Genomic DNA, 25,933 nt, shown 5'->3' on the forward strand with positions numbered 1-25,933 from the left:
GGGCGCTCAGTCTGCCGATGCGCGGCCGCTTTGCAGATGCGAGCGGCGAAAGGCGTTGGGCGACAGCCCGGTGTGCTGGCGAAACAGGCGCGCGAAGAAGCTGGCATCGTCATAGCCGATGTCGTAGCTGATGGTCTTGATGCTCTGGTTGCCGGTCACCAGCAGGGTCTTGGCCATCTCGATCCGCAGTCGCTGCAGGTAGTGCAGGGGCTTGTCTCCGGTGGCCTGATGGAAGCGGCGCATGAAGTTACGAATACTCATGCCGTGACGGCTGGCCACATCCTCAAAGCGAAACTTCTCCGCAAAATGCTGCTCCAGCCACTGCTGGATCTGCAGTATCGCCATGTCCTGATGCATCTTCTGGCCGCCAAATCCGATGACGCCGGGGGTATAGCTGCGCTGTACCTCGTAGAACACGTCCCGTGCCAGGGTGCGTGACACCTCCGGACTGCACAGACGCTCTGCCAGATGCACGAACAGATCTCGTCCCGAGCTGATGCCGGCGGCGCAGAGTGACTGGCCGGCATCGGTCAGGTGCTTGTCGCGGCGCAGGTCCACGGCGGGAAAGCGCCGGGCAAACTCGTCGTGGAAGCGCCAGTAGGTTGTGGCCTCCTTGCCGTCCAGCAGGCCGGCGGCAGCCAGCCAGAACGCGCCGGTTGCCACGGCGCCGATCAGCACGCCGCGCTGATATTGCTGCTGGAGCCACGGAATCAGGTGCGGGTAGCTTTGCTGCAGGCTGTCAAAGTCCGCCCAGAACGACGGCAGGATAATCAGCTGTGGCTCAACCTCATCGATGCTGGCCTGAGCGATGATCGGGTCACCACTGAAACTGGTTACCGGCTTGCCGTCGGTTGAAACGATCAAGGTGTCGAAACCGGGTGCCAGCCCCAGCCCCTGCTGCCGCCCGGTATTCAGGCTGGCCATATAAAAGAAGTCCTTGGCCTGGGTCAGGGTGGAGGAGATGGTGTGGTCGGTGGCGAGAATTGCGACCTGGCGCAGGGAGCTGTTGGACATGTTGTTATCTTTATGGGGTAGAACGGACAAAACTGGCCGAAATGGCGTGTTGCAGTGTCTATCGCTCGCCACGGCGGGTCAAGTGTTGTGGCGCAGGGCGCCCGTGAGGGGCGCCCGGAGGGATGACTCAGGGGGCAGGGTTGGGCTGGCTCTGGTGGATTTCGGCGATGGTCTTGAGCACGCTGTCGGTCAGGCCCATGTTGATGCTGCTCAGGTTGCGATTGAGCTGATCCATGTTGGTCGCACCGATGATATTGCTGGTGACAAAGGGCTGGCGGGTGACAAAGGCCAGCGCCATCTGTGCCGGGTCCATGCCGTGATCGCGGGCCAGTTGCACGTAGCGCGCGCAGGCCTTCTGGGCCTGCGGGTTGCTGTAGCGAACGAAGCGCTCGAACAGCGTCAGGCGCGCCTTTTCCGGGCGCAGGCCGTTAAGGTACTTGCCGGTCAGGGCGCCAAACGCCAGGGGCGAATAGGCCAGTAGGCCAATGTTCTCGCGCATCGACATCTCTGCCAGGCCTACCTCGTAGGTGCGGTTGAGCAGGTTGTAGGGGTTCTGAATCGACGCCATGCGCGGCCAGCCGCGGCTGTCGGCCAGGTGCAGAAAGCGGCTGACTCCCCACGGCGTCTCGTTGGATAGCCCGATGTGCCGCACCTTGCCCGCCTTGACCAGTCCGTCCAGCGCCTCCAGGGTATCTTCGAAAGAGGTCAGTTCATCGTCCGGGTTGTGGCGGTAGCCCAGTTGCCCGAAGAAGTTGGTCTCACGGTCAGGCCAGTGCAACTGATACAAGTCGATGTAGTCGGTTTGCAGGCGTTTGAGGCTGCCCTCGATGGCGTCGTTGATGTGCGTCTTGGTGAAGCGGGTACGACCGCCGCGCAGATAGCTCAAGCCGTTACCCGGGCCCGCTATCTTGCTGGCCAGGATCCACTTGTCGCGCTCGCCGCGCTGAGCAAAGAAGTTGCCGATGATGGTTTCGGTGGCCCCGTAGGTGTCGCCCTTGGGCGGCACCGGATACATTTCGGCCGTGTCGATGAAGTTGACCCCGGCATCGCGGGCGCGGTCAATCTGGGCGAAGGCTTCCTGCTGCGTGTTCTGTTCACCCCAGGTCATGGTGCCGAGGCAGAGGGCGCTGACCTTGAGGTTGCTGCGGCCGAGAGGGCGGTATTGCATTGGGTGCTCCTTGGGTTGCCTTGGGATGCTTGCTTATCTGGACTGGTGTTTTGCGCGATTGTTCTGTTGTTGGAGGTGGAACGCCGACATGCAACCGATTTTGCGCCCTGCGCTGGCGTATTGGAATAGTGTCTGGCTGGGCAGGCAGGATCGCGGCGCAAGGTGAAATAAAGGTTGAATTTTTTCAGCCGATTGGCATAATGCCGCGCACTCTCGACAGGATGCCTAGCCTGTCGTTGTTGTTACAGCACAGATGCCACCCAGACCCACGCAGCCCCCACTGAGTGTCTGTTCTAGGCTTTGTTGTCTTGTAAAAACACATTTCGTTCTGTAAGATTCGCCGTCTTCTATAAAAGGCGGCCTCTGAGGCTAGGATTGATGAAAACTTTCAGCGCAAAACCTGAAACCGTAAAACGCGACTGGTACGTCGTGGATGCCGAAGGCCTGACCCTGGGTCGCCTGGCTACCGAAGTTGCCTCGCGTCTGCGCGGTAAGCACAAGCCCGAATACACCCCGCACGTTGACACCGGTGACTACATCGTCATTATCAATGCCGAGAAAGTTCATGTAACCGGTAACAAGGTTCAGGACAAGATCTACTACAGCCACTCCGGTTTCCCGGGCGGCATCAAGTCGATCAACTTTGAAAAGCTGATCCAGCGCGCTCCTGAGCGTGTGATCGAATCTGCCGTCAAAGGCATGTTGCCGAAGAACCCCCTGGGTCGTGCAATGTATCGCAAGATGAAGGTGTATAAAGGCACCGCTCATCCGCATGCTGCGCAACAGCCCCAAGAACTGAAGATCTAAGGAGTTCACCATGTCGGCGACACAAAACTACGGCACTGGCCGTCGTAAAACTGCCACCGCTCGCGTATTCCTGCGTCCGGGTTCTGGCAACATCTCCATCAACAATCGCAGCCTGGAGAACTTCTTCGGTCGCGAGACAGCTCGCATGGTTGTCCGTCAGCCGCTTGAGCTGACCGAGAGCACCGAGAAGTTTGACGTGTACGTCACTGTCAGCGGTGGTGGTATCTCCGGTCAGGCCGGCGCCATCCGTCACGGTATCACCCGTGCCCTGATGGAGTACGACGAGACTCTGCGCAGCGAACTGCGTAAAGCGGGCTATGTTACCCGTGACGCTCGTGAAGTCGAGCGTAAGAAAGTGGGTCTGCGTAAAGCGCGTAAGCGTCCGCAATACTCCAAGCGTTAATCTTAGATTGCGCTGCAAAACGCCCGGGCTCCGGAAGGAGTGCCGGGCGTTTTCGTGTCTGCGGCAAGATGTCGCGTCGACTATTCTTGTTTGCAAGTCCCTGAGTGGCGGGGAATTCGGTATAGTGTCGGCCTTCTTGGGAATGGGATATCACCTTGTCAAAAAAGGGGTTTTTCATTACCATCTGATTCATTTTGTGCAGGCTGTTCAACTTTGAAAAGGCCTTGTAAAAAGGTCAGAAATTAGCTGATGGGAGACGACTGGATGAGTAATGACGGCGTGAATAATGGCCGGCGTCGCTTCCTGGTGGCAGCCACGAGTGTGGTCGGTGCCGCCGGAGCAGTGGGGGCAGCAACCCCCTTTGTGGGGGCTTGGTTCCCCAGCGCCCGAGCCAAGGCGGCTGGTGCGCCGGTGAAGGTAAATATCAGCAAGATCGAGCTGGGGCAGCAGATCGTAGTGGAATGGCGCGGACAGCCCGTGTTCGTCTCCCACCGCTCGCCCGAAGCTATCGCTCTGCTGGATGAGACCGACTCTATCGTGGCGGACCCGCAATCTGCTGCTTCCAACCAGCCGGAGTACGTGGACGGCAAAACCCGCGCCATCAAGCCGGAGTTTCTGGTTGTCATGGGCGTGTGCACCCACCTGGGCTGCTCTCCGCTGTTCAAGCCGGAAGTGGCTGCTGCCGACATGGGCGCTGACTGGAAAGGTGGCTACTTCTGCCCTTGCCACGGCTCCCACTACGACATGTCCGGTCGCGTCCACAAGGGGCAGCCTGCGCCTCTGAACCTGCCGGTACCGCCTTATTCTTACGAGACTGATGACGTGATCGTGATCGGCGTGGATCAGGAGAGCGCCTGATGAACAAACTGATGCAGTGGGTGAATGAGCGGATGTCCGTCACTCAGGTGATGGAAGATCACCTGACCAAATACTACGCCCCCAAGAACTTCAACTTCTTCTACTTCTTCGGCTCGCTGGCCATGCTGGTGCTGGTTAACCAGCTGGTAACCGGTATCTGGCTGACCATGAGCTACGAGCCGTCTGCCGATGGCGCGTTTGCCTCTGTCGAGTACATCATGCGTGATGTCGAGTACGGCTGGCTGCTGCGTTATCTGCACTCCACCGGTGCCTCGGCGTTCTTCGTCGTCATCTACCTGCACATGCTGCGTGGCCTGATGTACGGCTCTTACCAGAAGCCGCGTGAGCTGATCTGGCTGTTCGGTATGCTGATCTACCTGGTGCTGATGGGTGAGGCCTTCATGGGCTACCTGCTGCCCTGGGGTCAGATGTCCTACTGGGGTGCCCAGGTGATCATCTCGCTGTTCGGTGCGATTCCGTTCATTGGTCCGGATCTGGCCCAGTGGGTGCGTGGTGACTTCCTGATCTCCGGTATCACGCTGAACCGCTTCTTTGCTCTGCACGTGATTGCACTGCCGATCGTGCTGCTGGGCCTGGTTGTGCTGCACATCATTGCGCTGCACGAAGTCGGCTCCAACAACCCGGATGGCATCGATATCAAGAAGTACAAGGACGAGAATGGCAAGCCGCTGGATGGTATCGCCTTCCACCCTTACTACACCGTCAAGGATATCGTCGGCGTTGTGGTCTTCCTGTTCGTGTTCTGCTCGATCGTGTTCTTCTTCCCGGAGATGGGTGGTTATTTCCTCGAGAAGCCGAACTTTGAAATCGCCAACCAGTTGAAAACGCCTGACCACATTGCCCCGGTCTGGTACTTCACGCCGTTCTACGCGATTCTGCGTGCGGTTCCGTCCATTGCAGGCTCTGCTTTCCCGGGCGTGCTGGCGATGGGTGCGGCGATCGCGATTCTGTTTGTGTTGCCCTGGCTGGACCGTAGCCCGGTTCGTTCCATCCGCTACAAAGGCTGGATGAGCAAACTGTGGCTGGTGATCTTCTGCGTTAGCTTCGTGATTCTGGGTGTGCTGGGTGCTATCCCGTCCACACCGGTTCGCACACTGGTATCGCAGATTTGCACCGTTCTGTATTTCGCCTTCTTCATCCTGATGCCGTTCTACACCCGGATGGAGAAGACCAAACCGGTTCCGGAGAGGGTTACTGGCTAATGAAAAAACAACTGATTGCCCTGATGTTTGCGCTGGTACCGGCCTTGGCCTCGGCTGCCGGTGGCAGCGGCTACCACCTGGATGAAGCCAACATCGATCTGACCGACAAGGCAGCCCTACAGGATGGTGCGCGCACCTTCGTCAACTACTGCATGGGTTGTCACTCTGCTCAGTACCAGCGCTATGAGCGCGTGGCGACTGATCTGGGTATCCCGGAGCAACTGATGCTCGACAACCTGGTCTTCACCGAGGGCACCCTGATCGGTGACCACATGAAGAACGGTATGCGTGCCGAGGATGCCAAAACCTGGTTTGGCGCGGCGCCACCGGATCTGACGCTGGTAGCACGTGTACGTGGTACTGACTGGCTGTACACCTATCTGCGTACCTTCTATGAGGATCCGTCTCGCCCGTTGGGTGCCAACAACAAGGTATTCCCCAACGTGGGTATGCCTAACGTGTTGGCTGAGCTGCAGGGCCGCCAGGTGATTGGCTGCAAGGCCATGCCGGTGAAGGATGAAAGCGGCAACATCATGCGCGACACGCTGAGCGGTGAAGTGGTCAAGGACGAGCAGTGCGATGTGCTGACCGTGGTGCCAGATACCGGCACTCAGACCGAGGAAGAGTTTGATACCACCGTGCGTAATCTGGTGACCTTCCTGGCCTACTCGGCTGACCCGATCAAGCTGGAGCGTCATCGTATCGGTGTCTACGTGCTGCTGTACCTGGCCTTCCTGTTCGTGTTCGCGTACTTGCTCAAGCGCGAATACTGGCGTGATGTGCATTGATCGCCGGCATGCCTGAGTGATCGCTGCGCGCCCCTTGCGGGCGCGCAGTCGTTTCTGGGGTATAATGGCCGTTCGTGTGCGCGGGCTAGCCCGCGCTTGTTTATTTAGGGTGCCATGCAGGGCGCCTGCCGCAGTCCTTTAAAGGATGAGGGTTGAAATATGGGCGTTACCGCCAACAAGCGTTCCTCCATGGCGTTTTTCTCTGACCCGCTTGATCACTACTGCCATCGGGTCCGCATCGTACTGGCGGAGAAGGGGGTCACTGTCGACGTGGTCGACGTAGAGTCTGGTGATTACCCTCAGGAACTGGCCGAGAATAATCCTTACAACAGTGTGCCGACACTGCTTGATCGTGATCTGGTGCTCTACGAGCCCAACATCATGATGGAATACCTGGATGAGCGTTTCCCGCATCCGCCGTTGCTGCCGGTCTACCCGGTAGCGCGGGCCAACAGCCGATTGCTGATGTATCGCGTACAGCGCGACTGGTGCCGTCTGGTCGATATTATTGTCGATCCCAAGAGCGCTAGCGCCGAGGTGACGCGTGCTCGCAAGGAGCTGCGCGAAAGTCTGACCGGTGTTGCGCCGGTGTTCGCTGAAATGCCGTTTTTCATGAGTGATGAGTTCAGTCTGGTGGACTGCTGTATCGCACCCATCTTGTGGCGTTTGCCGAAGCTCGGTGTCGAGCTGCCCAAGCAGGCCAAGCCTCTGCAGGACTATATGGAGCGGATTTTCCAGCGCGAGGGCTTTATTGCCAGCCTGTCGCCGGCTGAGCGGGACATGCAATAGTCAATCTGAACCTTTGAGGAGAGACAGGCATGACCGAGATGAACTCTAGCCGGCCCTATCTGGTGCGCGCGCTGTACGAGTGGATTCTGGATAACCAGTGCACGCCCTACCTGCTGGTCAACGCCGAATATCCCGATACCGCGGTGCCAACGGGGTTTGTCGAAGATGGGCAGATCGTGCTTAATCTGTCGCCCAGCGCGGTGCGTCAACTGGACATGGACAACGATCGAATCTGCTTTGATGGTCGCTTTGGCGGCGTTGCTCAGCAGGTCTGGATTCCAGTCGGTGCGGTAATGGCCATTTATGCGCGAGAGAATGGACAGGGTATGGTCTTTGAATTGGAGCCCAGTGCGCCGCCGCCAGACGATGGTCCTGGTGATGACGATGCTGCGCCGCCCCGTCCGGAGTCAGGGCGTCCTGCATTGAAAGTGGTGAAGTGAGGCCTGCTTTGCCAACGGTAATAACACAAGAAGCCCCGCATATGCGGGGCTTCTTGTTATGGCGGGGTGCATGCTATCAGTCGAGGTATTCGAATAGCTTGACGATACGTTGTACGCCGCCGATCTGCTGGGCTTGCTGTACGGCAAGATCAGCCTCTTGATGGGTGACCAGGCCCATCAGGTAGACGACGCCGGCTTCGGTAACGACCTTGATACGGCTGCCCGGAATGGTGCCATCGGTGAGCAGGCGGGTTTTCAGGTTGGCGGTAATCAGGCCGTCCTGGTTGCGCGCCAGCAGTGACAGGCGCGGGCCGGCGGTCAGCTCGTTATGTACCACCTTGACGCGCTGGACCTGTTTGGCCGCTTCGCCTGCGCGGGCGATCAGGTCGCCACGGGGCACCTGGCCGGCAAGCAGGACGACGCCGTTGTAGCTGGTCGCGACGATGCGCCCGTCGGACTCAATGGCGGTATCGGCCTTGTTGACGTTGACCGCTACTTTGGTTTCGATCAGCTGATCGTCGATGGTGCTGCCAAAGGTGCGAGTGCCGTGGTTGTCTTCGATAGGCGTGTCACGTGTGGCAGTGAGCACGCTGCTGCAACTGGCGAGCAGTAGCGACAGGGCGATAACAGACGCTCTGATCATTCTTCGCTCCCGAACAGTTGCCGGTCGATCAGGTCGCACAGGCAGTGGATAGCCAGCAGGTGGACTTCTTGGATGCGTGCGGTAGATCGCGCCGGTACGCGGATTTCGACATCTTCAGGCAGCAGCAGCGACGCCATGGCGCCGCCGTCACGCCCGGTCAGGGCGACCACCTGCATCTCGCGGTCGTGCGCGGCCTGTATGGCCTGCATCACGTTGCCGGAGTTGCCGCTGGTCGAAATGGCCAGCAAGACGTCGCCCGGCTGTCCCAGGGCGCGGATCTGCTTGGAGAACACTTCCTGGTAGCTGTAGTCGTTGGCAATCGAGGTGATGGTGGAGCTGTCGGTAGTCAGGGCGATAGCCGGCAGGCTGGGGCGCTCCCGTTCAAAGCGATTGAGCAGTTCGGAGGAGAAGTGCTGGGCGTCGCCAGCAGAGCCGCCGTTGCCGCAACTAAGAATCTTGCCCTCGCTGAGCAGGGCGTTGACCATAAGTTGGCTGGCCTGCTCGATGCTGGGGCAGAGCACCTCCATTGCGCGGGTTTTGGTTTCGATGCTGTCGGTGAACAGCTGTCTGATGCGGTGTTGCATATCCATAGGGAAACTCGCTAGCAAGTGAAAGCTTCTCGGATCCAGGTGTAGGAAGAGGGATCCGCGGGGTTGCCTTCGGCGGCAATGACGTCAAAGCGACACGGGCGGTTGGCCAGGCGGGGGTGGCTCAGCAGAAAGTGTTCGGCGGCGCGGATAACGCGCTGCTGCTTGCTGCGCCCGACGCTCTCTGCTGCACTGCCCCAGCGGCTTTGCTGCCGGTAGCGCACTTCGACAAATACTACTGTATCGCCGTCACGCATGACCAGATCAAGCTCGCCCTGACGACAGCGGTGATTGCGCGCCAGACAGCTTAGACCGGCCTGGCGCATGATTTGTTCAGCCATGCGCTCGGCCTGATTACCGGTTTTCTGCCTGCTGGTCAGGCGCAGCATCAGAGGGCGTTGGCGCTGCTGTCCGGGGCTGGCTGCAGTACGCCATTGTGGATTTCACCCCAGGACAGCTGCCGTTGGATGCGCCCATCCTGGTCGAGGGAAAGGGTGCCGGTGGCGCCTTCTATGCGGGTGTCAGGGTACTGGCGCATCTGTGGCAGTCGGGCAAAGACGCGCTGGGTGTCCACGCCCATCGCATACAGTCGTCCGAGCGCGCCACCAGCCTGCGGCCAGTTGCCTGTGACAGCTCCGTAGAGTGGATCGCTGTGATCGAGTAGCCACGGGATTTCGGCAATCAGCAGGCCTTCCAGGTCGGCGTTCTGTAGTCCGCTGGGGTCAATTTGGTAAGAGTGGGAGGTCGCATATACCGGCAGGTCGGCAGCGTACTGGAACGCCAGTGTCGGCTTGATCTGGCGTGCCTGCAGCGGTGTCGCGGCCAGGAACAGCGCATCCAGATCCTGGCGCGGGGTCGGCTGGGTCATGACGCTGCCGAGAATGCCCTTGACGCGGTTGGCACGCCGCTCGCTTTGCTGGATCTTCAGCAGTTCGCCCATCTGGTTGGCGACGGCGGCGGGCTGATCGACCAGCTCCTGACCAATGATACTGCCACCCATGCCTTCCCATTCGGCAATGAAGGCGCGGTTGGCGCGCCGGCTCCAATCGTCATGGGTGCTCAGGGTGGCGACGCGACGGTGGCCGTCGGCCCAGGCGCGCTGGGCGGCAGAACGGGCTTCATCTTCCGGGGCCAGGCCGAATTGATAGAAAGTGCTACCGGCGGCCGGTTGCTCGGCGTAATTCAGTGCCAGCGTGGGTAGAGGCAGTTCTGAAGCGCTTGCCAGCTGGGCTACCTTGTCTTTCTCCAGCGGCCCGATCATCCACTGAACGCCTTCGCGCTGCGCCTGATTGAGTGCATCGACGACCTGGGTGTACTGGGTGCTGTCGTACAGGGTGACCTGCGGTTGCTCCAGGCCTTCGCTCTGAGCCTGGTACTGCGCGGCCAGAAAACCGTCGCGCAGTGCCTGAGCGGCGCCGGCCAGGGGGCCGTTGAACGGCAGCAGCAGGCCGATATGGGTTGGCCGGCTCGCATGGAGGGCCTCGATCTGTTGCACTGGCTGCGGCAGTTGGCCCGCTGCGGGGTGATTGGGGTGCTCGTCCTTCCAGGTTTGCAGTGCGCGCATCTGTAGGTCGAGGTTGCGCTCGGTACGGGTGATTAGTGCCAGTTCAAGCCAGCCTGCATAGTCACCGCTGGCGTTCTTGCTGGCTTGTTGCAGCGCGGCTGTGTCCGCAGCGCTCAGACTTTCCCAGATGGCTTGCCGGTTGCTGGCCTGGCGTCCGGCCGGCAGCAGGCCGTCGATGTATACGCGCTCTTGGGCTGCCTCGACCGGCTGGTTGTTGGCTTCCAGAATGTCGGCGCGCAGTTGTTGAATGCGTAGCTGCTCCTCAACGGGGCGCAAATCCAGCTGCTGCAGGGAATTGTGCTGAATGGCGCGCAGTGCGCGCGGGTTGTCGCCCAGTGCCAGGGCGCTGGTTGCTTGCAGTTCGCTGAAGCGAATCTGCTGGTCAGTCGGCAGATCGCTCTGCGGGACGCGCTGCAGGATTTGCTGGGTTCGCTCGGGGTTGCCGGCATTGAGCGCTGTCTGGGCTGCGTGCAGGCGCAGCAGGTTGGCCTCGGCACCTTCGCGGCGGTCAGCGTTCTTGAGGATGTCATCGACCGAAGCCTGTGGCGTGCGTGGCAGCTCGTCGAGACTCTGCGGGGTAGAGGCGCAGCCGGCCAGGAGCGCAGACAGGGTCAGGGCGAGGGCAGACAGGCGAAGCGTGCGAGGCATGCGGAGGGTATCCTTACGTGCGGGCAAAGCAGACGGTTGGTTGGCGCTATTGTAGCCGTCGGGTTGGCCAATCTCCAAGGCGGGCGGCGACTGTCTGGCCCCTGCTGTACAATGCGTCACAAATCAGCCTCAGGAATCGCCATGACCATCGCTGCCGGCACCTTGTTTGTGGTTGCCACGCCCATCGGTAATCTGCAAGACCTGACACCCCGCGCGCTGCAGGTGCTGCGGGATGTCAGCCTGATCGCTGCGGAGGATACCCGCCACAGTGCGCGCCTCATGCAGCACTTTGGTATTGCTACCCCCATGACGGCCTGTCATGACCACAATGAACGTGAAAAGGGGTTGCGGCTGGTCGAGCGGCTGCTGGCGGGAGATGACATCGCCCTGATATCCGATGCCGGCACGCCGTTGATTTCCGATCCGGGGTTTCATCTGGTGCGTCAGGCGCGCGAGGCGGGAGTGAAGGTGGCGCCGGTGCCGGGCGCCTGTGCCCTGATCGCCGCGCTGAGTGCTGCCGGCATGCCGTCTGACCGCTTTGCCTTTGAGGGCTTTCTGCCGGCCAAGGCGCATGGTCGCCAGCAGCGCCTGCAGGCTTTGCTGGCAGAGCCGCGTACCTGGCTGGTGTATGAGGCGCCGCATAGGCTGCTTGAGTGCCTTAGAGACATGCAGCAGGTGCTGGGGTCGCAGCGGCGGGTGCTGCTGGCCCGCGAGCTGACCAAGACCTTTGAAACCCTGCACGCGGCGCCGCTGGACGAGCTGGTCGCTTGGGTGGCGGCGGATGCAGACCAGCAGCGCGGCGAGTGCGTGCTGGTGGTGGAGGGTGCGCCGGAGCCGGAGGCTGACGAGGTGAGTGCCCAGGCCCTGCGTGTGCTGGATCTCCTGCTGGCCGAGCTGCCAGTCAAGCGTGCCGCCAGGCTGGCTGCAGACATCACTGGGGTGCGCAAGAACCTGTTGTATCAGGTGGCGCTTGAGCGTGGTGATGGCACGGCGCGTTGACGGGCGCGGCGCCTGCCGCTACTCTTGCCGCCGAGAGTTGGCCGGGCAGTCGCTGTGGTGGTGCGCAAGCACTGTCATGGAGGAAAGTCCGGGCTCCAAAGGGTAGAGTGCCAGGTAACGCCTGGGAGGCGTGAGCCTACGGAAAGTGCAGCAGAAAGCAAACCGCCTAAGCGCGCAAGCGCCGGTAAGGGTGAAAAGGTGCGGTAAGAGCGCACCGCGCAGCTGGCAACAGTCTGTGGCGTGGTAAACCCCACTCGGAGCAAGACCAAATAGGAATCCGTTGGTGTGACCCGCACTGGATTCGGGTAGGTTGCTAGAGGTCGTCAGTGATGGCGATCCCAGAGGAATGACTGTCCTCGACAGAACCCGGCTTACAGGCCAACTCTTAATTTCTTTCCTGTGTGACATCCTTCGCTTTTAGAGCAAAAAAATCTTATTCCTCACAATTCACTTTAAGTTGTGGGGCGATCTTTTTGCTTTGGCTGTTTTTTGTCCTCTTCCATATACCTACTTTGCATCCCGATTCCCGGTAAATAGCGCTAAACCACTGCTACGCAAGGTTTTTTTCCTCTGCGCGGCTATTGACGCTGTTTGGGCGCATTTCTATAGTGTCGCAAAGTGGTGTTAAGTGGGTCGAAGTGGGAAATTTTGGCGCTTTCGGCCGCCAACCAAGGAAAAAGGACTGCAGCGTGTTTCGCGGAGCCAATGCCATCAATCTCGACGCCAAAGGGCGACTCGCGGTGCCAGCGCGCTACCGCGACCGTCTGTTGGAGTCGTGTGGCGGGCAGTTGGTCGCGACCATCGCGCTGGAAGAGCGCTGTCTCTGGATCTACCCGCTGCATGAGTGGGAAGTGGTCGAAGAGCAACTGCGCAAGGCGCCGAACATGAACCCGGCAGTCAAGCGCCTGCAGCGCCTGCTGATTGGTAATGCCAACGATCTGGAGCTGGACAGCAACGGTCGCTTTGTTATTCCGCCGCTGCTGCGTGAACACGCCGGGCTGGACAAGAAAGTCATGCTGGTCGGGCAAATCAATAAATTCGAGCTCTGGAGTGAAGAAGCCTGGACGGCTACCACCAGTGCCTATCTGGACGAATCGCAGGAAGCCGGCGAACTGCCGGAACAACTGCATTCGCTGAGTCTATGAGCGCCGCAACCGGCTATTCACATATCAGCGTGCTGCTGAACGAGGCGCTTGACGGTCTGGCTATTCAGGCTGACGGCCTTTATATCGACGGTACCTTTGGGCGCGGCGGACATAGCCGCGCGCTCCTCGCGCAGCTTGGGCCGGAGGGCAGGCTGATCGCCTTCGATAAAGATCCGGAGGCCATCCGGGTTGGCGACCAGCTAGCGGCCGAAGACGGCCGCTTTGTCGTTGTACAGCGCTCCTTTGCCGAGATGGCTGACGAATTGCGCGCGCGCGGTCTGGCCGGGCAGGTACAGGGCGTTTTACTGGATCTGGGCGTGTCTTCGCCGCAGCTGGACGACCCGACCCGCGGTTTCAGTTTTCTCAACGACGGTCCGCTGGACATGCGCATGAATCCGTCCGCAGGCCAGAGCGCTGCCGACTGGATCAACAGCGCCAGCGAGGCGGATATTGCGACGGTACTCAAGGAGTACGGTGAAGAGCGCTTTGCCAAACGCATGGCCCGCGCCGTGGTGGCCCGTCGTGCCGAGCAGCCGTTCACCCGCACTGCCGACCTGGCTGCCGTGATTAAGGAAGCCAACCCCGCCTGGGAAAAGGGCAAGCACCCGGCGACCCGCGCTTTTCAGGGTATTCGCATCTTTATCAATCGTGAGCTGGACGATCTTGCCGACGGCCTGCGTGCGGCACTGGCAGTGCTGGCCCCCGGCGGACGTATGGCGGTGATCAGCTTTCACTCGCTGGAAGACCGCATGGTCAAGCAGTACATGCGCCGTGAGGCCAAGGGCGCGCCCATTCCGCGTGACCTGCCCATTCGCGATATCGATATTCCGGTGTCCATCAACCTGGTGGGTAAGGCGATCAAACCGAGCGCAGCCGAAGTGGATGCCAATCCCCGTGCTCGTAGCGCCGTACTGCGCGTAGCGGAGAAACGTTGATGAGCGCCCCTGCGCCTCAATCCCGCCGCGCAGGCCTGCCCGCCGGCAGCGGCTGGCTGCTGCTGGTCGCCGTGCTGGTGATTGTCAGTGCGCTGGCGGTTTCCTTCAGCGCGCACTGGAGCCGCCAGTTGCTGAATGAGCTGGCTGGTGAAATGGACGTGCGTGAAAAAGCGCAGGCCGAATGGGGGCGTCTGGTGCTGGAGCAGAGCACCTGGACGGCCTACAGCCGCATCGAGCGCATTGCCACCGAGCAGCTCGGCATGAAAGTGCCGGAGCCTAGCGACGTGATTCTGGTGCAGCCATGAAAAAGTTCGCACTCAAGTCCAATGGCAGCCTCTACCCCTGGCGGTTCCGCCTGGTAGTGGGCGTGCTGGGCTTGTGCTGTGTGGCCGTGGGCTGGCGCATTGCCGAGCTGCACGTGCTGGATGAAGGTTTCCTGAAAAGCCAGGGTGACAAGCGCAGTGTGCGTCATGTGCCGATCCCGGCTCATCGCGGGCAAATTACCGACCGTAACGGCGAGCCGCTGGCGGTCAGCACCCCGGTTCTCACCATCTGGGCCAACCCTTCGCAACTGATCGATCAGCAGTCGCACTGGCCGGCGCTGGCCGCTGCGCTGGGCACTGACCTGGTTACCTTCAGTGAACGCCTGAAAGCCAACGCCGACAAGGAGTTCATTTACCTGCGTCGCCGCATGACGCCCGCAGACGGTGAGGCGGTGATGGCGCTGGATGTACACGGCGTATACAGCATTGAAGAGTACCGCCGTTTCTACCCCGCGGGCGAAGTGGCGGCGCATCTGGTCGGCTTTACCAACGTAGACGAGCAGGGGCAGGAAGGGCTGGAGCTGGCGTATGACCAGTGGCTTCAGGGTGTCCCGGGGCGGCGGCAGGTGCTGCAGGACCGGCGCGGCCGGCTGATCAAGGATGTGCAGGTGGTCGCCAACGCTCGGCCCGGCAACGATCTGCGCCTGTCCATCGATCTGCGTCTGCAATATCTGGCGCATCGTGAGCTGCGCGAGGGCATGCAGGAGTTTGGCGCCAAGGCCGGCTCGGTGGTGATCCTTGATGTGAAGACCGGCGAAGTGCTGGCCATGGTCAACCACCCCTCCTACAACCCGAACAACCGCTCCAATCTGCAGCCAAGCATGATGCGCAACCGCGCCATGATCGACGTGTTCGAGCCAGGCTCGACGATGAAGCCATTCTCCATGACGGCAGCGTTGGCGACCGGGCGCTGGAAGCCTAGCGATCAGGTGAATGTGTACCCCGGCACCCTGCGCATCGGTCGCTACACCATTCGTGACGTATCGCGCGCTCCGGGCGGGGTACTGGATCTGGGTGGCATTCTGCTCAAGTCCAGTAACGTGGGCATGAGCAAGGTGGCGCTGGATATCGGTGGCGAAGCCGTGCACGACGCCATGCAGGCGGTCGGCCTGGGCGAGTACACCGGTGTTGGCTTCCCGGGTGAGGGTGTCGGCAAACTGCCAACCTACCGTACCTGGCGTTCGGCGGAGACCGCTGCACTGTCCTACGGCTACGGCCTGTCTGTCACCGCTGTGCAGCTGGCGCAGGCCTACGCGGTTCTGGCCAACGACGGTCGCAAGGTGCCGATGTCGCTGTTGCAGGTAGCGGAGCGACCCGCAGGAGAACAGGTGTTGCCCGAAGAGGCGACACGCATGGTGCAAACCATGCTGCAAAATGTGATTGAGGCCGATGGCGGCACCTACCGGGCACGTGTGCCCGGTTACCACGTGTCCGGCAAAAGCGGCACTGCGCGCAAGGCCAGCACCTCGGAAAAAGGCTATCGCGAGGATTCCTATCGTTCCCTGTTTGCCGGCTTTGGGCCTAGCACCGATCCGCGCATCGCGATTGCCGTGGTGATCGATGAGCCGAGCGAAGGCGGTTATTACGGCGGCCTGGTCGCGGCACCGGTGTTTGGCGGGTTGATGTCCAACGTGCTGCGTTTGATGAACATTGCGCCGGACAACCTGGCCGGGTTGCAGCAGGTAGAGCTGCCCGCACCGCCTGCGGAAGGGGGGCGCGGATGAAGCTGTCTCAATTGCTCCCTGATCTGACCCAGGCCGATATCGAGATTCAGGGCCTGACCCTGGACAGCCGTCAAGTGAAGGCGGGTGACCTGTTTCTTGCCTGTGCCGGTCGCCAGCACGACGGCCGCCGTTACATCGAGCAGGCTGTTGCTGCGGGTGCGGTCGCGGTTGCCTATGAGCCGGACGGCTTCAGTGCCTCGGCGCTGGCTGTGCCCATGCTGGCGGTCAGTGGCCTGCACCAGCAGCTGTCGGCGCTGGCCGACCGTTTTTACGGCCAGCCCAGCGCTGCGCTGCAGGTGGTTGGCATTACCGGTACCAACGGCAAAACCAGTGTCAGCCAGATGCTCGCCCAGGCGCTGAATCAGCTGGGTTCGCGCTGCGGCGTGATTGGTACCCTGGGCAGTGGTTTCCCTGAGGCGCTGGTCGATCATGGCATGACCACCCCTGATGCCCTTGCCGTGCAGCGCCAGTTGGCCGGCCTGCTGGCAGAGGGCGCCCGTCAGGTGGCCATGGAGGTGTCGTCCCACGCGCTGGATCAGCAGCGGGTCGCGGCCGTGCGCTTTGCGGTCGGCGTGTTTACCAATCTGAGCAGAGATCATCTGGATTATCACGGCAGCATGCAGGCCTACGGTGAGGCCAAGGCCGAGCTGTTCAAGCGCCCGCTCAGTGCCGCGGTGATCAACCTGGATGACCGCTTTGGCCGGGAGTTGGCCGCCGGCTGCGCCTGTCCGGTCATTGGCTTCAGCCTGCAGGACAGCAGCGCTGCGCTGTATTGTGCCGACGTGCAGTCCGACAGCCTGGGGCTGGGTGCCCGCCTGTTCATTCAGGGTAAAGAATTCAACCTGCGCAGCCCGCTGCTTGGCCGCTTCAACCTCAGCAACCTGCTCGCGGTGCTCGGCAGCCTCTTGGCGCTTGGCATCGATGCAGACGCCGCGCTGGCGCAGGTGGCGTCACTGCTGCCACCGGCAGGGCGCATGCAGCGCCTGGGTGGCGGCACGCTGCCGTTGGTGGTGGTGGATTACGCTCACACCCCGGACGCGCTGGAAAAGGCGCTAGTCGCCTTGAGTGAACACGCTGCCGGTCGAGTGGTTTGCGTCTTCGGTTGCGGAGGCGACCGCGACAACGGCAAGCGGCCGCTGATGGCGCGCATTGCCGAGCAGCATGCAGCGAAAGTGGTAGTGACCGACGACAACCCTCGTACCGAGGCGTCGGCACAGATCATTGAACAAGTTTGTCAGGGCGCGGAACACCCGCAGGCGTTGACCGTCATACCCAACCGTGCACAGGCAATCGCCCAGACGATTGCAGCGGCACAGGCCGGCGATGTCATTCTGCTTGCCGGCAAGGGTCACGAGAATTACCAGGAGATCGACGGCGTGCGTCACCCCTTCAGCGATATTGAACAAGCCGGACTGGCTCTGCAGCAGTGGGAGGTCAGCCATGCTTGAAGCGCTGCGCCTGAGCGACCTGCTGAAACCTCTGATGGCGACCCTCAATGGGGTCGATACTCATTTTGACAGCGTCAGCATTGATGCGCGTACCGTCGAGCGTGGCGGCCTGTTTGTTGCCTTGGCTGGCAGCCGCAGCAACGGCCATGACTTTGTCGCCCAGGCCCGTGAGAACGGCGCGGCGGCGGCCATGGTCGAGTATCTGGTGGATGACCCGCTGCCGCAGCTGCTGGTGCATGACTGCCAGCTTGCGCTGGGCAACCTGGCCGCTCTGGTACGCAAGCAGTTCAGCGGCACGGTCATCGGCATTACCGGCTCCAGCGGCAAAACCACCGTCAAGGAAATGCTGGCCGCCATCCTGCGCGAATGCGGACCGGTGCTGGCCACCCGCGGCAACCTGAACAACGAATTGGGTGTGCCGCTGACGTTGCTGCAACTGACCAGCGAACACCGCTTTGCGGTCATCGAGATGGGCGCCGCTCAGGTGGGCGACATCCATTACAGCATGGGCCTGGTCAAGCCGCAGATCAGCGTGCTGACCAATGCCGAGATGGCGCACGTCGGCCGCTTTGGCAGTCCGGAGAGTATCGCCAAGGCCAAAGGCGAAATTGTTTCTGCGTTGCCCGCCGGTGGTCATGCGGTGCTGAACCTGGATAGTCCCTGGTTCGAGCAGTGGTATCAGTTGCTCGGCAGTCGGCGCACCGCCAGCTCCTTCAGTCTCAAGAACCCGACCGCGCAGTTGCGTGCCGAAGCGCTTGAGCTGGATGAGCAGGGGCGTCCGCGCTTCAACCTGATCACGCCGGCAGGTGGCGTGTCCGTGCAACTGCAGCTGCGCGGCATGCACAACGTAGCCAACGCGCTGGCCGCTGCCGGCGCCGCGCTGCAGGCCGGCGCCGATCTGAGCGCCATTGCCACTGGCCTTGCTGCGCTGGCACCCGTTGATGGTCGTGGTAACTGGGCTGTCGGTATGGGCGGCGCGCAGATCATCGACGATGCCTACAACGCCAACCCCGCCTCGGTTATCGCTGCCATCGACCTGCTGGCCAGCCTGGACGGGCGCCGCGTGCTGGCGCTGGGTGACATGGGCGAGCTGGGCGAGTGGGCTGAGCAAAGCCACCGTGAGGTTGGTGAGCACGCCCGCGAGGCCGGTCTGGACGCCCTTTACGCCACCGGTCGGCTGTCCGCGCTGGCGGTGGATGCCTTTGGTGAGCAGGGCTGCCTGTTCGATAGCCGCGAGGCGCTGGTTGCCGCGCTGGCCCCCACTTTGGACGCCAACACCCGAGTGCTGGTGAAAGGCTCGCGCAGTGCGGGCATGGATACTGTCGTCGCCGGCCTTCTGGCCCCGGCTGACGCGCTCAACAACGACAACGGGGCCAGCTGACATGTTGCTTTTCCTTGCCGAGTTTCTCCAGCAGTACTACTCCGGCTTTTCGGTGTTCCAGTACCTGACCCTGCGCGGCATTCTGGGCGTGCTGACCGCGCTGGCCATCGCGCTGTTTCTGGGGCCCTGGATGATCCGCACCCTGCAGGTGCGTCAGATTGGCCAGTCGGTGCGTACCGACGGCCCGCAGTCGCACCTGTCCAAAAAGGGTACCCCCACCATGGGCGGCGCGCTGATTCTGGTCGCGATCGGCATCGCCACCCTGCTGTGGGCTGACCTGCGCAACCTCTACGTCTGGGTAGTGCTGGGCGTGACCATCAGCTTTGGCGCGGTGGGCTGGGTCGATGACTACCGCAAGGTCATCGAGAAAAACTCCCGCGGTCTGCCGTCGCGCTGGAAGTACTTCTGGCAGTCGGTGTTCGGCCTCGCGGCCGCCATTGTGCTGTATATGGCGGCGAAGACGCCGGTAGAAACCACACTGATCGTGCCGTTCTTCAAGCAGGTCGAGTTTCAGCTCGGCATTCTGTTTGTCGTGCTGACCTATTTCGTCATCGTCGGTTCCAGCAATGCGGTCAACCTGACCGATGGACTGGATGGTCTGGCCATCATGCCAACGGTCATGGTTGGTGGCGCGTTGGGCATCTTTGCCTACCTGTCCGGTAATGCCAGGTTTGCGGAATACCTGCTGATCCCCTACGTCCCGGGCGCCGGCGAACTGATCATTTTTTGCGGTGCGCTGCTGGGCGCCGGTCTTGGCTTTCTCTGGTTCAACACCTATCCCGCCCAAGTTTTCATGGGCGACGTGGGCGCGCTGGCGCTGGGCGCCGCGCTGGGCGTGATCGCGGTGATCGTGCGACAGGAAATTGTGCTGTTCATCATGGGCGGCATTTTCGTGGTGGAAACGCTGTCGGTCATCGTGCAGGTGGCGTCGTTCAAGCTGACCGGGCGTCGGGTGTTCCGTATGGCGCCGATCCATCACCATTTTGAACTCAAAGGCTGGCCGGAGCCGCGCGTGATCGTGCGCTTCTGGATCATCACCGTCGTACTGGTGCTGATCGGCCTGGCCACATTGAAGCTGCGTTGAGGAGCAGGGCGTGTCACTGATTACCACGGACAAGCAACGGATCATCGTCGGGCTCGGCAGCAGCGGGCTCTCGGTCGCCCGTTATCTGGCGGGCCAGGGCCTGTCCTTTGCCGTGGCCGACACCCGTGAAAATCCGCCCGGCTTGGAAAAGCTGAAGCGTTTTGCGCCCATGGCTGATCTGTACCTCGGTGAGCTGGATGAGGCGCTGCTGTGCGCCGCTGACGAGCTGATCGTCAGCCCAGGCGTCGCCTTGGCAGTGCCTGCGCTGCAGGCCGCCGCCAAGGCGGGTGTCAGCATCGTGGGTGATATCGAACTCTTTGCCCGCGTGGCCAAGGCGCCGATCGTGGCGATCACCGGCTCGAATGCCAAAAGCACGGTCACTACGCTGGTCGGCGAAATGGCTGCTGCGGCTGGCGTCAAGGTGGCGGTTGGCGGCAACCTGGGCACGCCCGCACTGGACCTGCTGGATGAGCAGCCCGAGCTGTATGTGCTGGAGCTGTCGAGCTTTCAGTTGGAGACCACCGCGAACCTCAACGCGATGGTCGCTACTGTGCTGAACATCAGTGAAGACCACATGGACCGCTACGCCAGCCTGGCGACCTACCACCTGGCCAAGCACCGCATTTTCCGCGGCGCGCAGCAGGTGGTGGTCAACCGCGATGACGCGCTGTCGCGTCCGCTGGTGGCCGATGACTTGCCACGACTGACCTTTGGTCTGTCGCGTCCCGACTTCAAGGGCTTTGGTCTGATCGAGCAGGATGGCGAGAGCTGGCTGGCCTATGAATTCAAGGCCCTGATGCCGACCCGCGAGTTGAAGATGCGTGGCGCTCACAATCAATCCAACGCGCTGGCGGCGCTGGCGCTGGGTCAGGCAGCTGGCCTGCCGATGGCTGCGATGCTTGATACGCTGCGCCGCTTCACCGGCCTGCCGCACCGCTGCCAGTGGGTCGGTAGCCACAACGATGTGGCCTACTTTGATGATTCCAAGGCGACTAACGTGGGCGCTGCACTGGCGGCGATCAACGGCTTTGCTGCGGACATGGACGGCAAGCTGGTGCTGATCGCCGGCGGCGATGGCAAGGGCGCCGACTTTGCGCCGCTGCAGGCGCCGGTGAGCGCGCACTGCCGCGCGGTGGTGCTGCTGGGCCGTGACGCTGATCGGTTGAGCGCCGCGCTGGGCGATGCGGTGGTGCAGCGCCGCGTGACGTCTATCGAAGAAGCCGTCACTGTCGCCTCTGAGCTGGCGCGAGCCGGCGATCTGGTGCTGCTGTCGCCGGCCTGTGCCAGCCTGGATATGTTCCGCAACTTTGAAGAACGTGGCCGGCTGTTTGCCGACGCGGTCGGGAGGCTGGGCGCATGAACCTGTCTCTGAACCTGCGTGAGGTTGCCGCACCGCTGTTCGGTGCGCGCCGCTTTGATATGGATCTGCCGTTGCTGGTAGGCGCCTTTGGCTTGCTGGCACTCGGGCTGGTGATGGTGACCTCGGCGTCGATGGAAGTGGCGGCCGGCCGCCTTGGTAGCCCGCTGTATTATATGAACCGTCAGATCGTTTACCTGCTGATCGGCCTGGGCGCGTTGGCGGTCACGCTATCGGTCCCGGTGGCGGTGTGGGAGCGTTTTCGCTTTTTGCTGCTGTTCCTCGGCTTTGCCCTGCTGGTAGCGGTATTGATTCCCGGCATCGGGCGTGAGGTCAACGGCAGCTGGCGCTGGATTGGTGTGGGCCCGATCAACATCCAGCCGTCCGAGCTGGCCAAACTGTTTGCTGTGGTGTTTCTGGCGGGCTATCTGGTGCATCGTCAGGATGAGGTAAAAGAGGCCTGGTTCGGCTTTATCAAACCCTTCATGGTACTGGGGCCGATGGCTTGCCTGCTGATTGTCGAGCCTGACTTTGGCGCCACCGTGGTGCTGCTGGGTGCCGCAACCGGCATGCTGTTCCTCGGCGGCGTGGGGCTGTTCCGCTTCCTGCTGCTGTTCGGCTCGCTCGGTGCGCTGGCAGCGCTGGCGGTCTGGGCCGAACCCTACCGTTTGCAGCGCCTGACCGGTTTCCTCGACCCTTGGCAGGACCCCTATGGCACCGGCTACCAGCTGACCCAGGCGCTGATCGCCTTTGGGCGCGGCGAGTGGTTTGGCGTTGGTCTGGGCAACAGCATTCAAAAGCAATTCTATCTGCCCGAGGCGCACACCGACTTTGTGTTCGCCGTGCTGGCGGAGGAGCTGGGCATGATCGGCGCGCTCGCCGCCTTTGCCTTGCTGATCTTTGTTGCCGTACGTGGCCTGTACGTGGGGCTGGCTGCCGAGCGCGAGGGCATGCTGTTCCACGCCTATCTGGCCTACGGCCTGGCGATCATGTGGTGTGGGCAGATTCTGATTAACGTGGGGGTCAATATCGGCCTGCTGCCAACCAAGGGGCTGACATTGCCGTTCCTCAGTTACGGCGGTAGCTCGCTGGTGGTCTGCTGTATCTGTCTCGGTCTGTTGCTGCGCATCGACTGGGAGCGCCGTCAACCGCGTCAGGAGGCCAGCAATGAGCAATAAGGTACTGGTCATGGCTGGTGGCACCGGCGGACACGTGTTCCCGGCACTGGCCTGCGCCCGCCTGCTGAAAGAGCAGGGGTACGAGGTGCATTGGCTTGGCACCCGGCGCGGTATCGAAGTGGACCTGGTACCCCAGGCCGGCTTCCCGATTCATTACATCGACATTCAGGGGCTGCGCGGCAAGGGCAAGCTGGATTTGCTGAAGGCGCCGTTCCGTATCCTGCGTGCGCTGGGACAGTCCCTGCGGCTGCTCAAGCAGCTGAAACCGGTCTGTGTGCTGGGTGCGGGTGGCTATGTTACCGGTCCAGGCGGGTTGGCGGCCTGGATGCGTGGTATTCCGGTGATCATCCATGAACAGAACGCGGTTGTTGGTACCGCCAACCGGTTGCTGGCGCGTATCGCCAAGCGTCGCTGTGAAGGCTTTACCGGCAGCTTTGCCGAGGGTAGTGACCGCCGCAGCACCGGCAACCCGGTGCGCGAAGATATCTTTGCCACGCCGGTCCTTAGCTGGGACGGCAGCCGTCCGATGCACCTGCTGGTGCTGGGAGGCAGCCTGGGCGCTATGCCGCTGAATAAACTGCTGCCGGCGGCGCTGGCCAAGATTGACCCCGCCGGGCGGCCGCAAGTGGTGCACCAGTGCGGCAAGCAACATCTGCTACTGGCGCGCGAAGCCTATGAGCAGGCTGGTGTGCGCGCAGAGGTTGAAGCCTTTATCGCCGATATGGCCGGTGCCTACGCCTGGGCTGATCTGGTGATCTGCCGGGCCGGTGCGCTGACGGTGTGCGAGCTGGCGGCGGCTGGCCGGCCTTCGCTGCTGGTGCCGCTGCCGCACGCCATCGACGACCACCAGACCGCCAACGCCCGTTACCTGGCGGATCGCGGCGCCGCTGTGCTGATGCCCCAGAAAGAGCTCGATGCCGAGCTATTGGCCAATACCCTGACGACTTACATGAACAACCCGGAGCAGCTGCAACAGATGGCCCAACGAGCCCGTGAACAAGCCACCCCCAATGCCACCGCCGATGTCGTGCGTGCCTGCCTGGAGGTTGCCCGTGAGCACTAATACAGCTACTCAGGCTACTTTCACGCTGCCGGGCATGCGGCGTATCCGCCATATCCACTTTGTGGGTATTGGCGGTGTGGGCATGTGCGGTATTGCCGAGGTACTGCTGAACCTGGGCTACGAGGTGTCGGGTTCCGACCTCAAGCGCTCGGCCGTGACCGAGCGGCTGGAGTCCTTTGGCGCTCGCATCGATATTGGGCATCGTGCCGAAAATTTGCTCGAAGCGGACGTGCTGGTGGTATCCAGCGCGATCAACCCGCAGAACCCCGAAGTCGCCGCCGCCATCGAGCGTCGCATTCCTGTAGTGCCGCGCGCCGAGATGCTGGCTGAGCTGATGCGCTACCGTCACGGCATCGCCGTGGCCGGCACCCACGGCAAGACCACCACCACCAGTCTGATTGCCTCGGTGCTGGCCGCCGACGGCATGAGCCCGACCTTCGTCATTGGCGGCAAGCTGACCGCTGCCGGCACCAACGCCCAGCTGGGCGAAAGCCGCTATCTGGTGGCCGAGGCCGATGAAAGCGACGCGTCTTTCCTGCATCTGCAGCCGATGGTGGCGATCGTTACCAACATCGATGCCGATCACATGGAGACCTACGAGGGCGACTTCAACAAGCTCAAGCGCACCTTCGTCGAGTTCTTGCACAACCTGCCGTTCTACGGCCTGGCAGTGCTGTGCATCGATGACCCGGTCGTGCGCGAGATTCTGCCGCAGATCAACCGTCAGGTGGTGACCTACGGTCAGTCCGAGGACGCCGATATTCGTGCTGTGAACATCCACCAGCGCGGCATGCAGACCTTCTTCACCGTGCTGCGCGAAGGACGCGAGCCGCTGGATGTATCGGTCAACATGCCGGGCGTGCACAACGTCCTGAACTCGCTGGCAACCATCGCCGTGGCCACCGATGAGGGCGTGTCTGATCGCGCCATCGTTGACGGGCTTGCCGGTTTTCAGGGCGTTGGTCGGCGCTTTCAGGTGCAGGGCAATTTCCGCTGGGGTACAGGCGAAATCATGCTGGTGGACGACTACGGTCACCACCCGCGCGAAGTGGCTGCCGTGATCAAGGCTGTGCGTGCCGGTTGGCCGGAGCGCCGCCTGGTGATGCTCTATCAGCCACACCGCTACAGCCGTACCCGTGATCTCTACGAAGATTTTGTGCAGGTGCTGGGTGAGGCAAACGCCTTGCTGCTGATGGAAGTCTATCCGGCCGGCGAAGAGCCGGTGACCGGCGCAGACAGCAAGCATCTGTGCCGCAGCATCCGTCAGCGCGGCCAGCTGGATCCGATTTACGTCGAGCGTGATGCCGACGTTATGCCGCTGCTCGAAGCGGTGCTGCAACCGGGCGACATCCTGCTGACCCAGGGTGCCGGTGATATTGGCGGGTTGTCGGTGCAGCTGGCCGATGCCCTGGCAACCCACTTCCGGGAGGGTAAAGCCTGATGATCGACGTATCTGTATTCGGGCGCGTAGCGGTGCTGTTTGGCGGTAGCTCGGCCGAGCGTGCGGTGTCCCTCAAATCCGGTGCTGCCGTGCTGGCCGCGCTGCAGGCCGCGGGTGTAGATGCCTACGGCATCGACGCGGGTCCGCAATTGGCGGAGCAGCTGTTGAACGAGCGCCCGGACCGGGTGTTTATCGCGCTGCACGGGCGTGGCGGTGAGGATGGCAGCCTGCAGGGGCTGCTGGAAAGCTTGCAGATTCCCTATACCGGCAGTGGCGTGATGGCCTCGGCGATCGGTATGGACAAGCTGCGCACCAAGCAGATATGGCAAAGCCTGGGCCTGCCGACACCGGCTTACGCCATGCTGCGCGATGGCGGTCAGTGCGCCGAGATTGTCGAGCGTCTGGGTACGCCGCTGATCATCAAGCCGCTGCACGAAGGCTCCAGCATCGGCATGGCCAAGGCTGACAGCCTGCAGCAGCTGCAGGACGCGTGGCAGGGCGCCCAGTCTTACGACAGCGAGGCGCTGGTCGAGCAGTGGATTCAGGGCGCCGAATTTACCGTGGCGGTACTCGACGGTCAGGCGTTGCCACCGATCCGCCTGCGCACGCCGCACATCTTTTACGACTACGAGGCCAAGTATCAGGCCAACGATACCCAATACCTGTGCCCCTGTGGCCTGCCAACCGAACAGGAAGAGCAGCTCAAGGCACTCAGTCTGCGCGCCTTCGAGGCCGTTGGCTGCAAGGGCTGGGGCCGGGTCGATGTGATGCAGGACGAGCAGGGCAACTTTTACCTGCTGGAAGTCAACACCGTGCCGGGTATGACGGACCACAGTCTGGTACCCATGGCGGCCAAGGCCACGGGGTTGAGTTTTGGCGATCTGGTACTGGCCATTCTGGCCGGCACCCTGAACTGATGGATA

General features: G+C 61.9%; 26 protein-coding genes and 1 other RNA gene. 21 read left to right on the top strand and 6 right to left on the bottom strand.

Annotated elements, in window-relative coordinates; translation table 11 throughout:
- Positions 1-6 precede the first annotated feature (6 nt).
- Together ASB58_RS01800 and ASB58_RS01805 are read right to left on the bottom strand one after the other, a co-directional pair.
- Positions 7-1,014 (bottom strand): GlxA family transcriptional regulator, encoded by a 1,008-nt coding sequence (locus tag ASB58_RS01800; protein ID WP_118129150.1) that lies wholly within the window; start codon positions 1,012-1,014, stop codon positions 7-9.
- A 127-nt stretch (positions 1,015-1,141) separates the two neighbouring features.
- Positions 1,142-2,182, bottom strand: coding sequence for an NADP(H)-dependent aldo-keto reductase (locus ASB58_RS01805; protein WP_118129151.1), 1,041 nt, complete (start codon positions 2,180-2,182; stop codon positions 1,142-1,144).
- 378 nt (positions 2,183-2,560) lie between these two features.
- On the opposite strand from ASB58_RS01805, the gene rplM reads away from it, so the two are divergent.
- From rplM to ASB58_RS01840, 7 genes are all read left to right on the top strand, one after another.
- Positions 2,561-2,989 (top strand): 50S ribosomal protein L13, encoded by a 429-nt coding sequence (gene rplM / locus ASB58_RS01810; protein ID WP_083729423.1) that lies wholly within the window; start codon positions 2,561-2,563, stop codon positions 2,987-2,989.
- A gap of 10 nt (positions 2,990-2,999) precedes the next feature.
- Positions 3,000-3,392: a 30S ribosomal protein S9 gene (gene rpsI, locus ASB58_RS01815; protein WP_083729421.1), complete on the top strand. Its 393-nt coding sequence runs from the start codon at positions 3,000-3,002 to the stop codon at positions 3,390-3,392.
- A 264-nt stretch (positions 3,393-3,656) separates the two neighbouring features.
- The gene (gene petA, locus ASB58_RS01820; RefSeq protein ID WP_096003993.1) at positions 3,657-4,250 is read left to right on the top strand and encodes a ubiquinol-cytochrome c reductase iron-sulfur subunit; all 594 of its coding nucleotides are present in this window, start codon (positions 3,657-3,659) and stop codon (positions 4,248-4,250) included.
- Entirely contained in the window at positions 4,250-5,473 is a 1,224-nt protein-coding gene (locus tag ASB58_RS01825) for a cytochrome b (RefSeq protein WP_096003994.1), read from the top strand. Before petA ends, ASB58_RS01825 begins: the two co-directional genes overlap by 1 nt.
- Positions 5,473-6,261 carry a cytochrome c1 gene (locus ASB58_RS01830; protein WP_096003995.1) on the top strand — a complete coding sequence of 263 codons (789 nt, stop codon included), beginning with the start codon at positions 5,473-5,475 and terminating at the stop codon, positions 6,259-6,261. Before ASB58_RS01825 ends, ASB58_RS01830 begins: the two co-directional genes overlap by 1 nt.
- Before the next feature lie 159 nt (positions 6,262-6,420).
- Positions 6,421-7,050 carry a glutathione S-transferase N-terminal domain-containing protein gene (locus ASB58_RS01835; protein ID WP_118129152.1) on the top strand — a complete coding sequence of 210 codons (630 nt, stop codon included), beginning with the start codon at positions 6,421-6,423 and terminating at the stop codon, positions 7,048-7,050.
- 38 nt (positions 7,051-7,088) lie between these two features.
- On the top strand, positions 7,089-7,490 hold the full coding sequence (locus ASB58_RS01840; protein WP_096004047.1) for a ClpXP protease specificity-enhancing factor: 402 nt from the start codon (positions 7,089-7,091) through the stop codon (positions 7,488-7,490).
- Between the two features lie 76 nt (positions 7,491-7,566).
- On the opposite strand, the gene ASB58_RS01845 is transcribed toward ASB58_RS01840, so the two are convergent.
- The 4 genes from ASB58_RS01845 to ASB58_RS01860 are packed head-to-tail and all read right to left on the bottom strand — an operon-like array spanning position 7,567 to position 10,932.
- Positions 7,567-8,133 (bottom strand): BON domain-containing protein, encoded by a 567-nt coding sequence (locus tag ASB58_RS01845; RefSeq protein WP_118129153.1) that lies wholly within the window; start codon positions 8,131-8,133, stop codon positions 7,567-7,569.
- Positions 8,130-8,723 (bottom strand): phosphoheptose isomerase, encoded by a 594-nt coding sequence (locus ASB58_RS01850; protein WP_083728279.1) that lies wholly within the window; start codon positions 8,721-8,723, stop codon positions 8,130-8,132. Before ASB58_RS01850 ends, ASB58_RS01845 begins: the two co-directional genes overlap by 4 nt.
- 11 nt (positions 8,724-8,734) lie before the next feature.
- On the bottom strand, positions 8,735-9,100 hold the full coding sequence (locus ASB58_RS01855) for a YraN family protein (RefSeq protein ID WP_174704246.1): 366 nt from the start codon (positions 9,098-9,100) through the stop codon (positions 8,735-8,737).
- An 8-nt stretch (positions 9,101-9,108) separates the two neighbouring features.
- A complete protein-coding gene (locus ASB58_RS01860) occupies positions 9,109-10,932 on the bottom strand; it encodes a penicillin-binding protein activator (RefSeq protein ID WP_118129154.1) in 1,824 nt (607 codons plus the stop codon).
- A 141-nt stretch (positions 10,933-11,073) separates the two neighbouring features.
- Here ASB58_RS01860 and rsmI point away from each other — a divergent pair, with 141 nt between their 5' ends.
- The 14 genes from rsmI to ASB58_RS01930 all read left to right on the top strand — a co-directional run bounded on the left by rsmI (position 11,074) and on the right by ASB58_RS01930 (position 25,927).
- On the top strand, positions 11,074-11,931 hold the full coding sequence (gene rsmI / locus ASB58_RS01865) for a 16S rRNA (cytidine(1402)-2'-O)-methyltransferase (RefSeq protein WP_118129155.1): 858 nt from the start codon (positions 11,074-11,076) through the stop codon (positions 11,929-11,931).
- A gap of 33 nt (positions 11,932-11,964) precedes the next feature.
- Positions 11,965-12,321, top strand: an RNA gene (gene rnpB, locus ASB58_RS01870) — RNase P RNA component class A.
- A gap of 299 nt (positions 12,322-12,620) precedes the next feature.
- On the top strand, positions 12,621-13,076 hold the full coding sequence (mraZ, locus tag ASB58_RS01875; RefSeq protein WP_096004001.1) for a division/cell wall cluster transcriptional repressor MraZ: 456 nt from the start codon (positions 12,621-12,623) through the stop codon (positions 13,074-13,076).
- A complete protein-coding gene (gene rsmH, locus ASB58_RS01880) occupies positions 13,073-14,011 on the top strand; it encodes a 16S rRNA (cytosine(1402)-N(4))-methyltransferase RsmH (RefSeq protein WP_096004002.1) in 939 nt (312 codons plus the stop codon). Before mraZ ends, rsmH begins: the two co-directional genes overlap by 4 nt.
- Positions 14,011-14,316 (top strand): cell division protein FtsL, encoded by a 306-nt coding sequence (gene ftsL / locus ASB58_RS01885; protein WP_096004003.1) that lies wholly within the window; start codon positions 14,011-14,013, stop codon positions 14,314-14,316. The genes rsmH and ftsL overlap by 1 nt, the downstream gene beginning before the upstream one ends.
- On the top strand, positions 14,313-16,058 hold the full coding sequence (locus tag ASB58_RS01890) for a peptidoglycan D,D-transpeptidase FtsI family protein (RefSeq protein ID WP_096004004.1): 1,746 nt from the start codon (positions 14,313-14,315) through the stop codon (positions 16,056-16,058). Before ftsL ends, ASB58_RS01890 begins: the two co-directional genes overlap by 4 nt.
- Entirely contained in the window at positions 16,055-17,506 is a 1,452-nt protein-coding gene (locus ASB58_RS01895) for a UDP-N-acetylmuramoyl-L-alanyl-D-glutamate--2,6-diaminopimelate ligase (protein ID WP_118129156.1), read from the top strand. Before ASB58_RS01890 ends, ASB58_RS01895 begins: the two co-directional genes overlap by 4 nt.
- Positions 17,499-18,887 (top strand): UDP-N-acetylmuramoyl-tripeptide--D-alanyl-D-alanine ligase, encoded by a 1,389-nt coding sequence (locus ASB58_RS01900; RefSeq protein WP_118129157.1) that lies wholly within the window; start codon positions 17,499-17,501, stop codon positions 18,885-18,887. The genes ASB58_RS01895 and ASB58_RS01900 overlap by 8 nt, the downstream gene beginning before the upstream one ends.
- Before the next feature lies 1 nt (position 18,888).
- Complete coding sequence (gene mraY, locus ASB58_RS01905) at positions 18,889-19,971, top strand: phospho-N-acetylmuramoyl-pentapeptide-transferase (RefSeq protein ID WP_096004007.1); 1,083 nt, start codon at positions 18,889-18,891, stop codon at positions 19,969-19,971.
- A 10-nt stretch (positions 19,972-19,981) separates the two neighbouring features.
- The gene (murD, locus tag ASB58_RS01910; RefSeq protein WP_118129158.1) at positions 19,982-21,331 is read left to right on the top strand and encodes a UDP-N-acetylmuramoyl-L-alanine--D-glutamate ligase; all 1,350 of its coding nucleotides are present in this window, start codon (positions 19,982-19,984) and stop codon (positions 21,329-21,331) included.
- Positions 21,328-22,506 (top strand): putative lipid II flippase FtsW, encoded by a 1,179-nt coding sequence (gene ftsW, locus ASB58_RS01915; RefSeq protein ID WP_096004009.1) that lies wholly within the window; start codon positions 21,328-21,330, stop codon positions 22,504-22,506. Before murD ends, ftsW begins: the two co-directional genes overlap by 4 nt.
- On the top strand, positions 22,496-23,569 hold the full coding sequence (gene murG / locus ASB58_RS01920; RefSeq protein WP_118129159.1) for an undecaprenyldiphospho-muramoylpentapeptide beta-N-acetylglucosaminyltransferase: 1,074 nt from the start codon (positions 22,496-22,498) through the stop codon (positions 23,567-23,569). Before ftsW ends, murG begins: the two co-directional genes overlap by 11 nt.
- Before the next feature lie 34 nt (positions 23,570-23,603).
- Positions 23,604-25,010 (top strand): UDP-N-acetylmuramate--L-alanine ligase, encoded by a 1,407-nt coding sequence (murC, locus tag ASB58_RS01925; RefSeq protein ID WP_235827247.1) that lies wholly within the window; start codon positions 23,604-23,606, stop codon positions 25,008-25,010.
- The gene (locus tag ASB58_RS01930) at positions 25,010-25,927 is read left to right on the top strand and encodes a D-alanine--D-alanine ligase (RefSeq protein ID WP_118129160.1); all 918 of its coding nucleotides are present in this window, start codon (positions 25,010-25,012) and stop codon (positions 25,925-25,927) included. Before murC ends, ASB58_RS01930 begins: the two co-directional genes overlap by 1 nt.
- Positions 25,928-25,933: the final 6 nt, after the last annotated feature.

This window comes from Pseudomonas abyssi (genome assembly GCF_003444685.1).
Lineage (GTDB): Bacteria > Pseudomonadota > Gammaproteobacteria > Pseudomonadales > Pseudomonadaceae > Halopseudomonas > Halopseudomonas abyssi.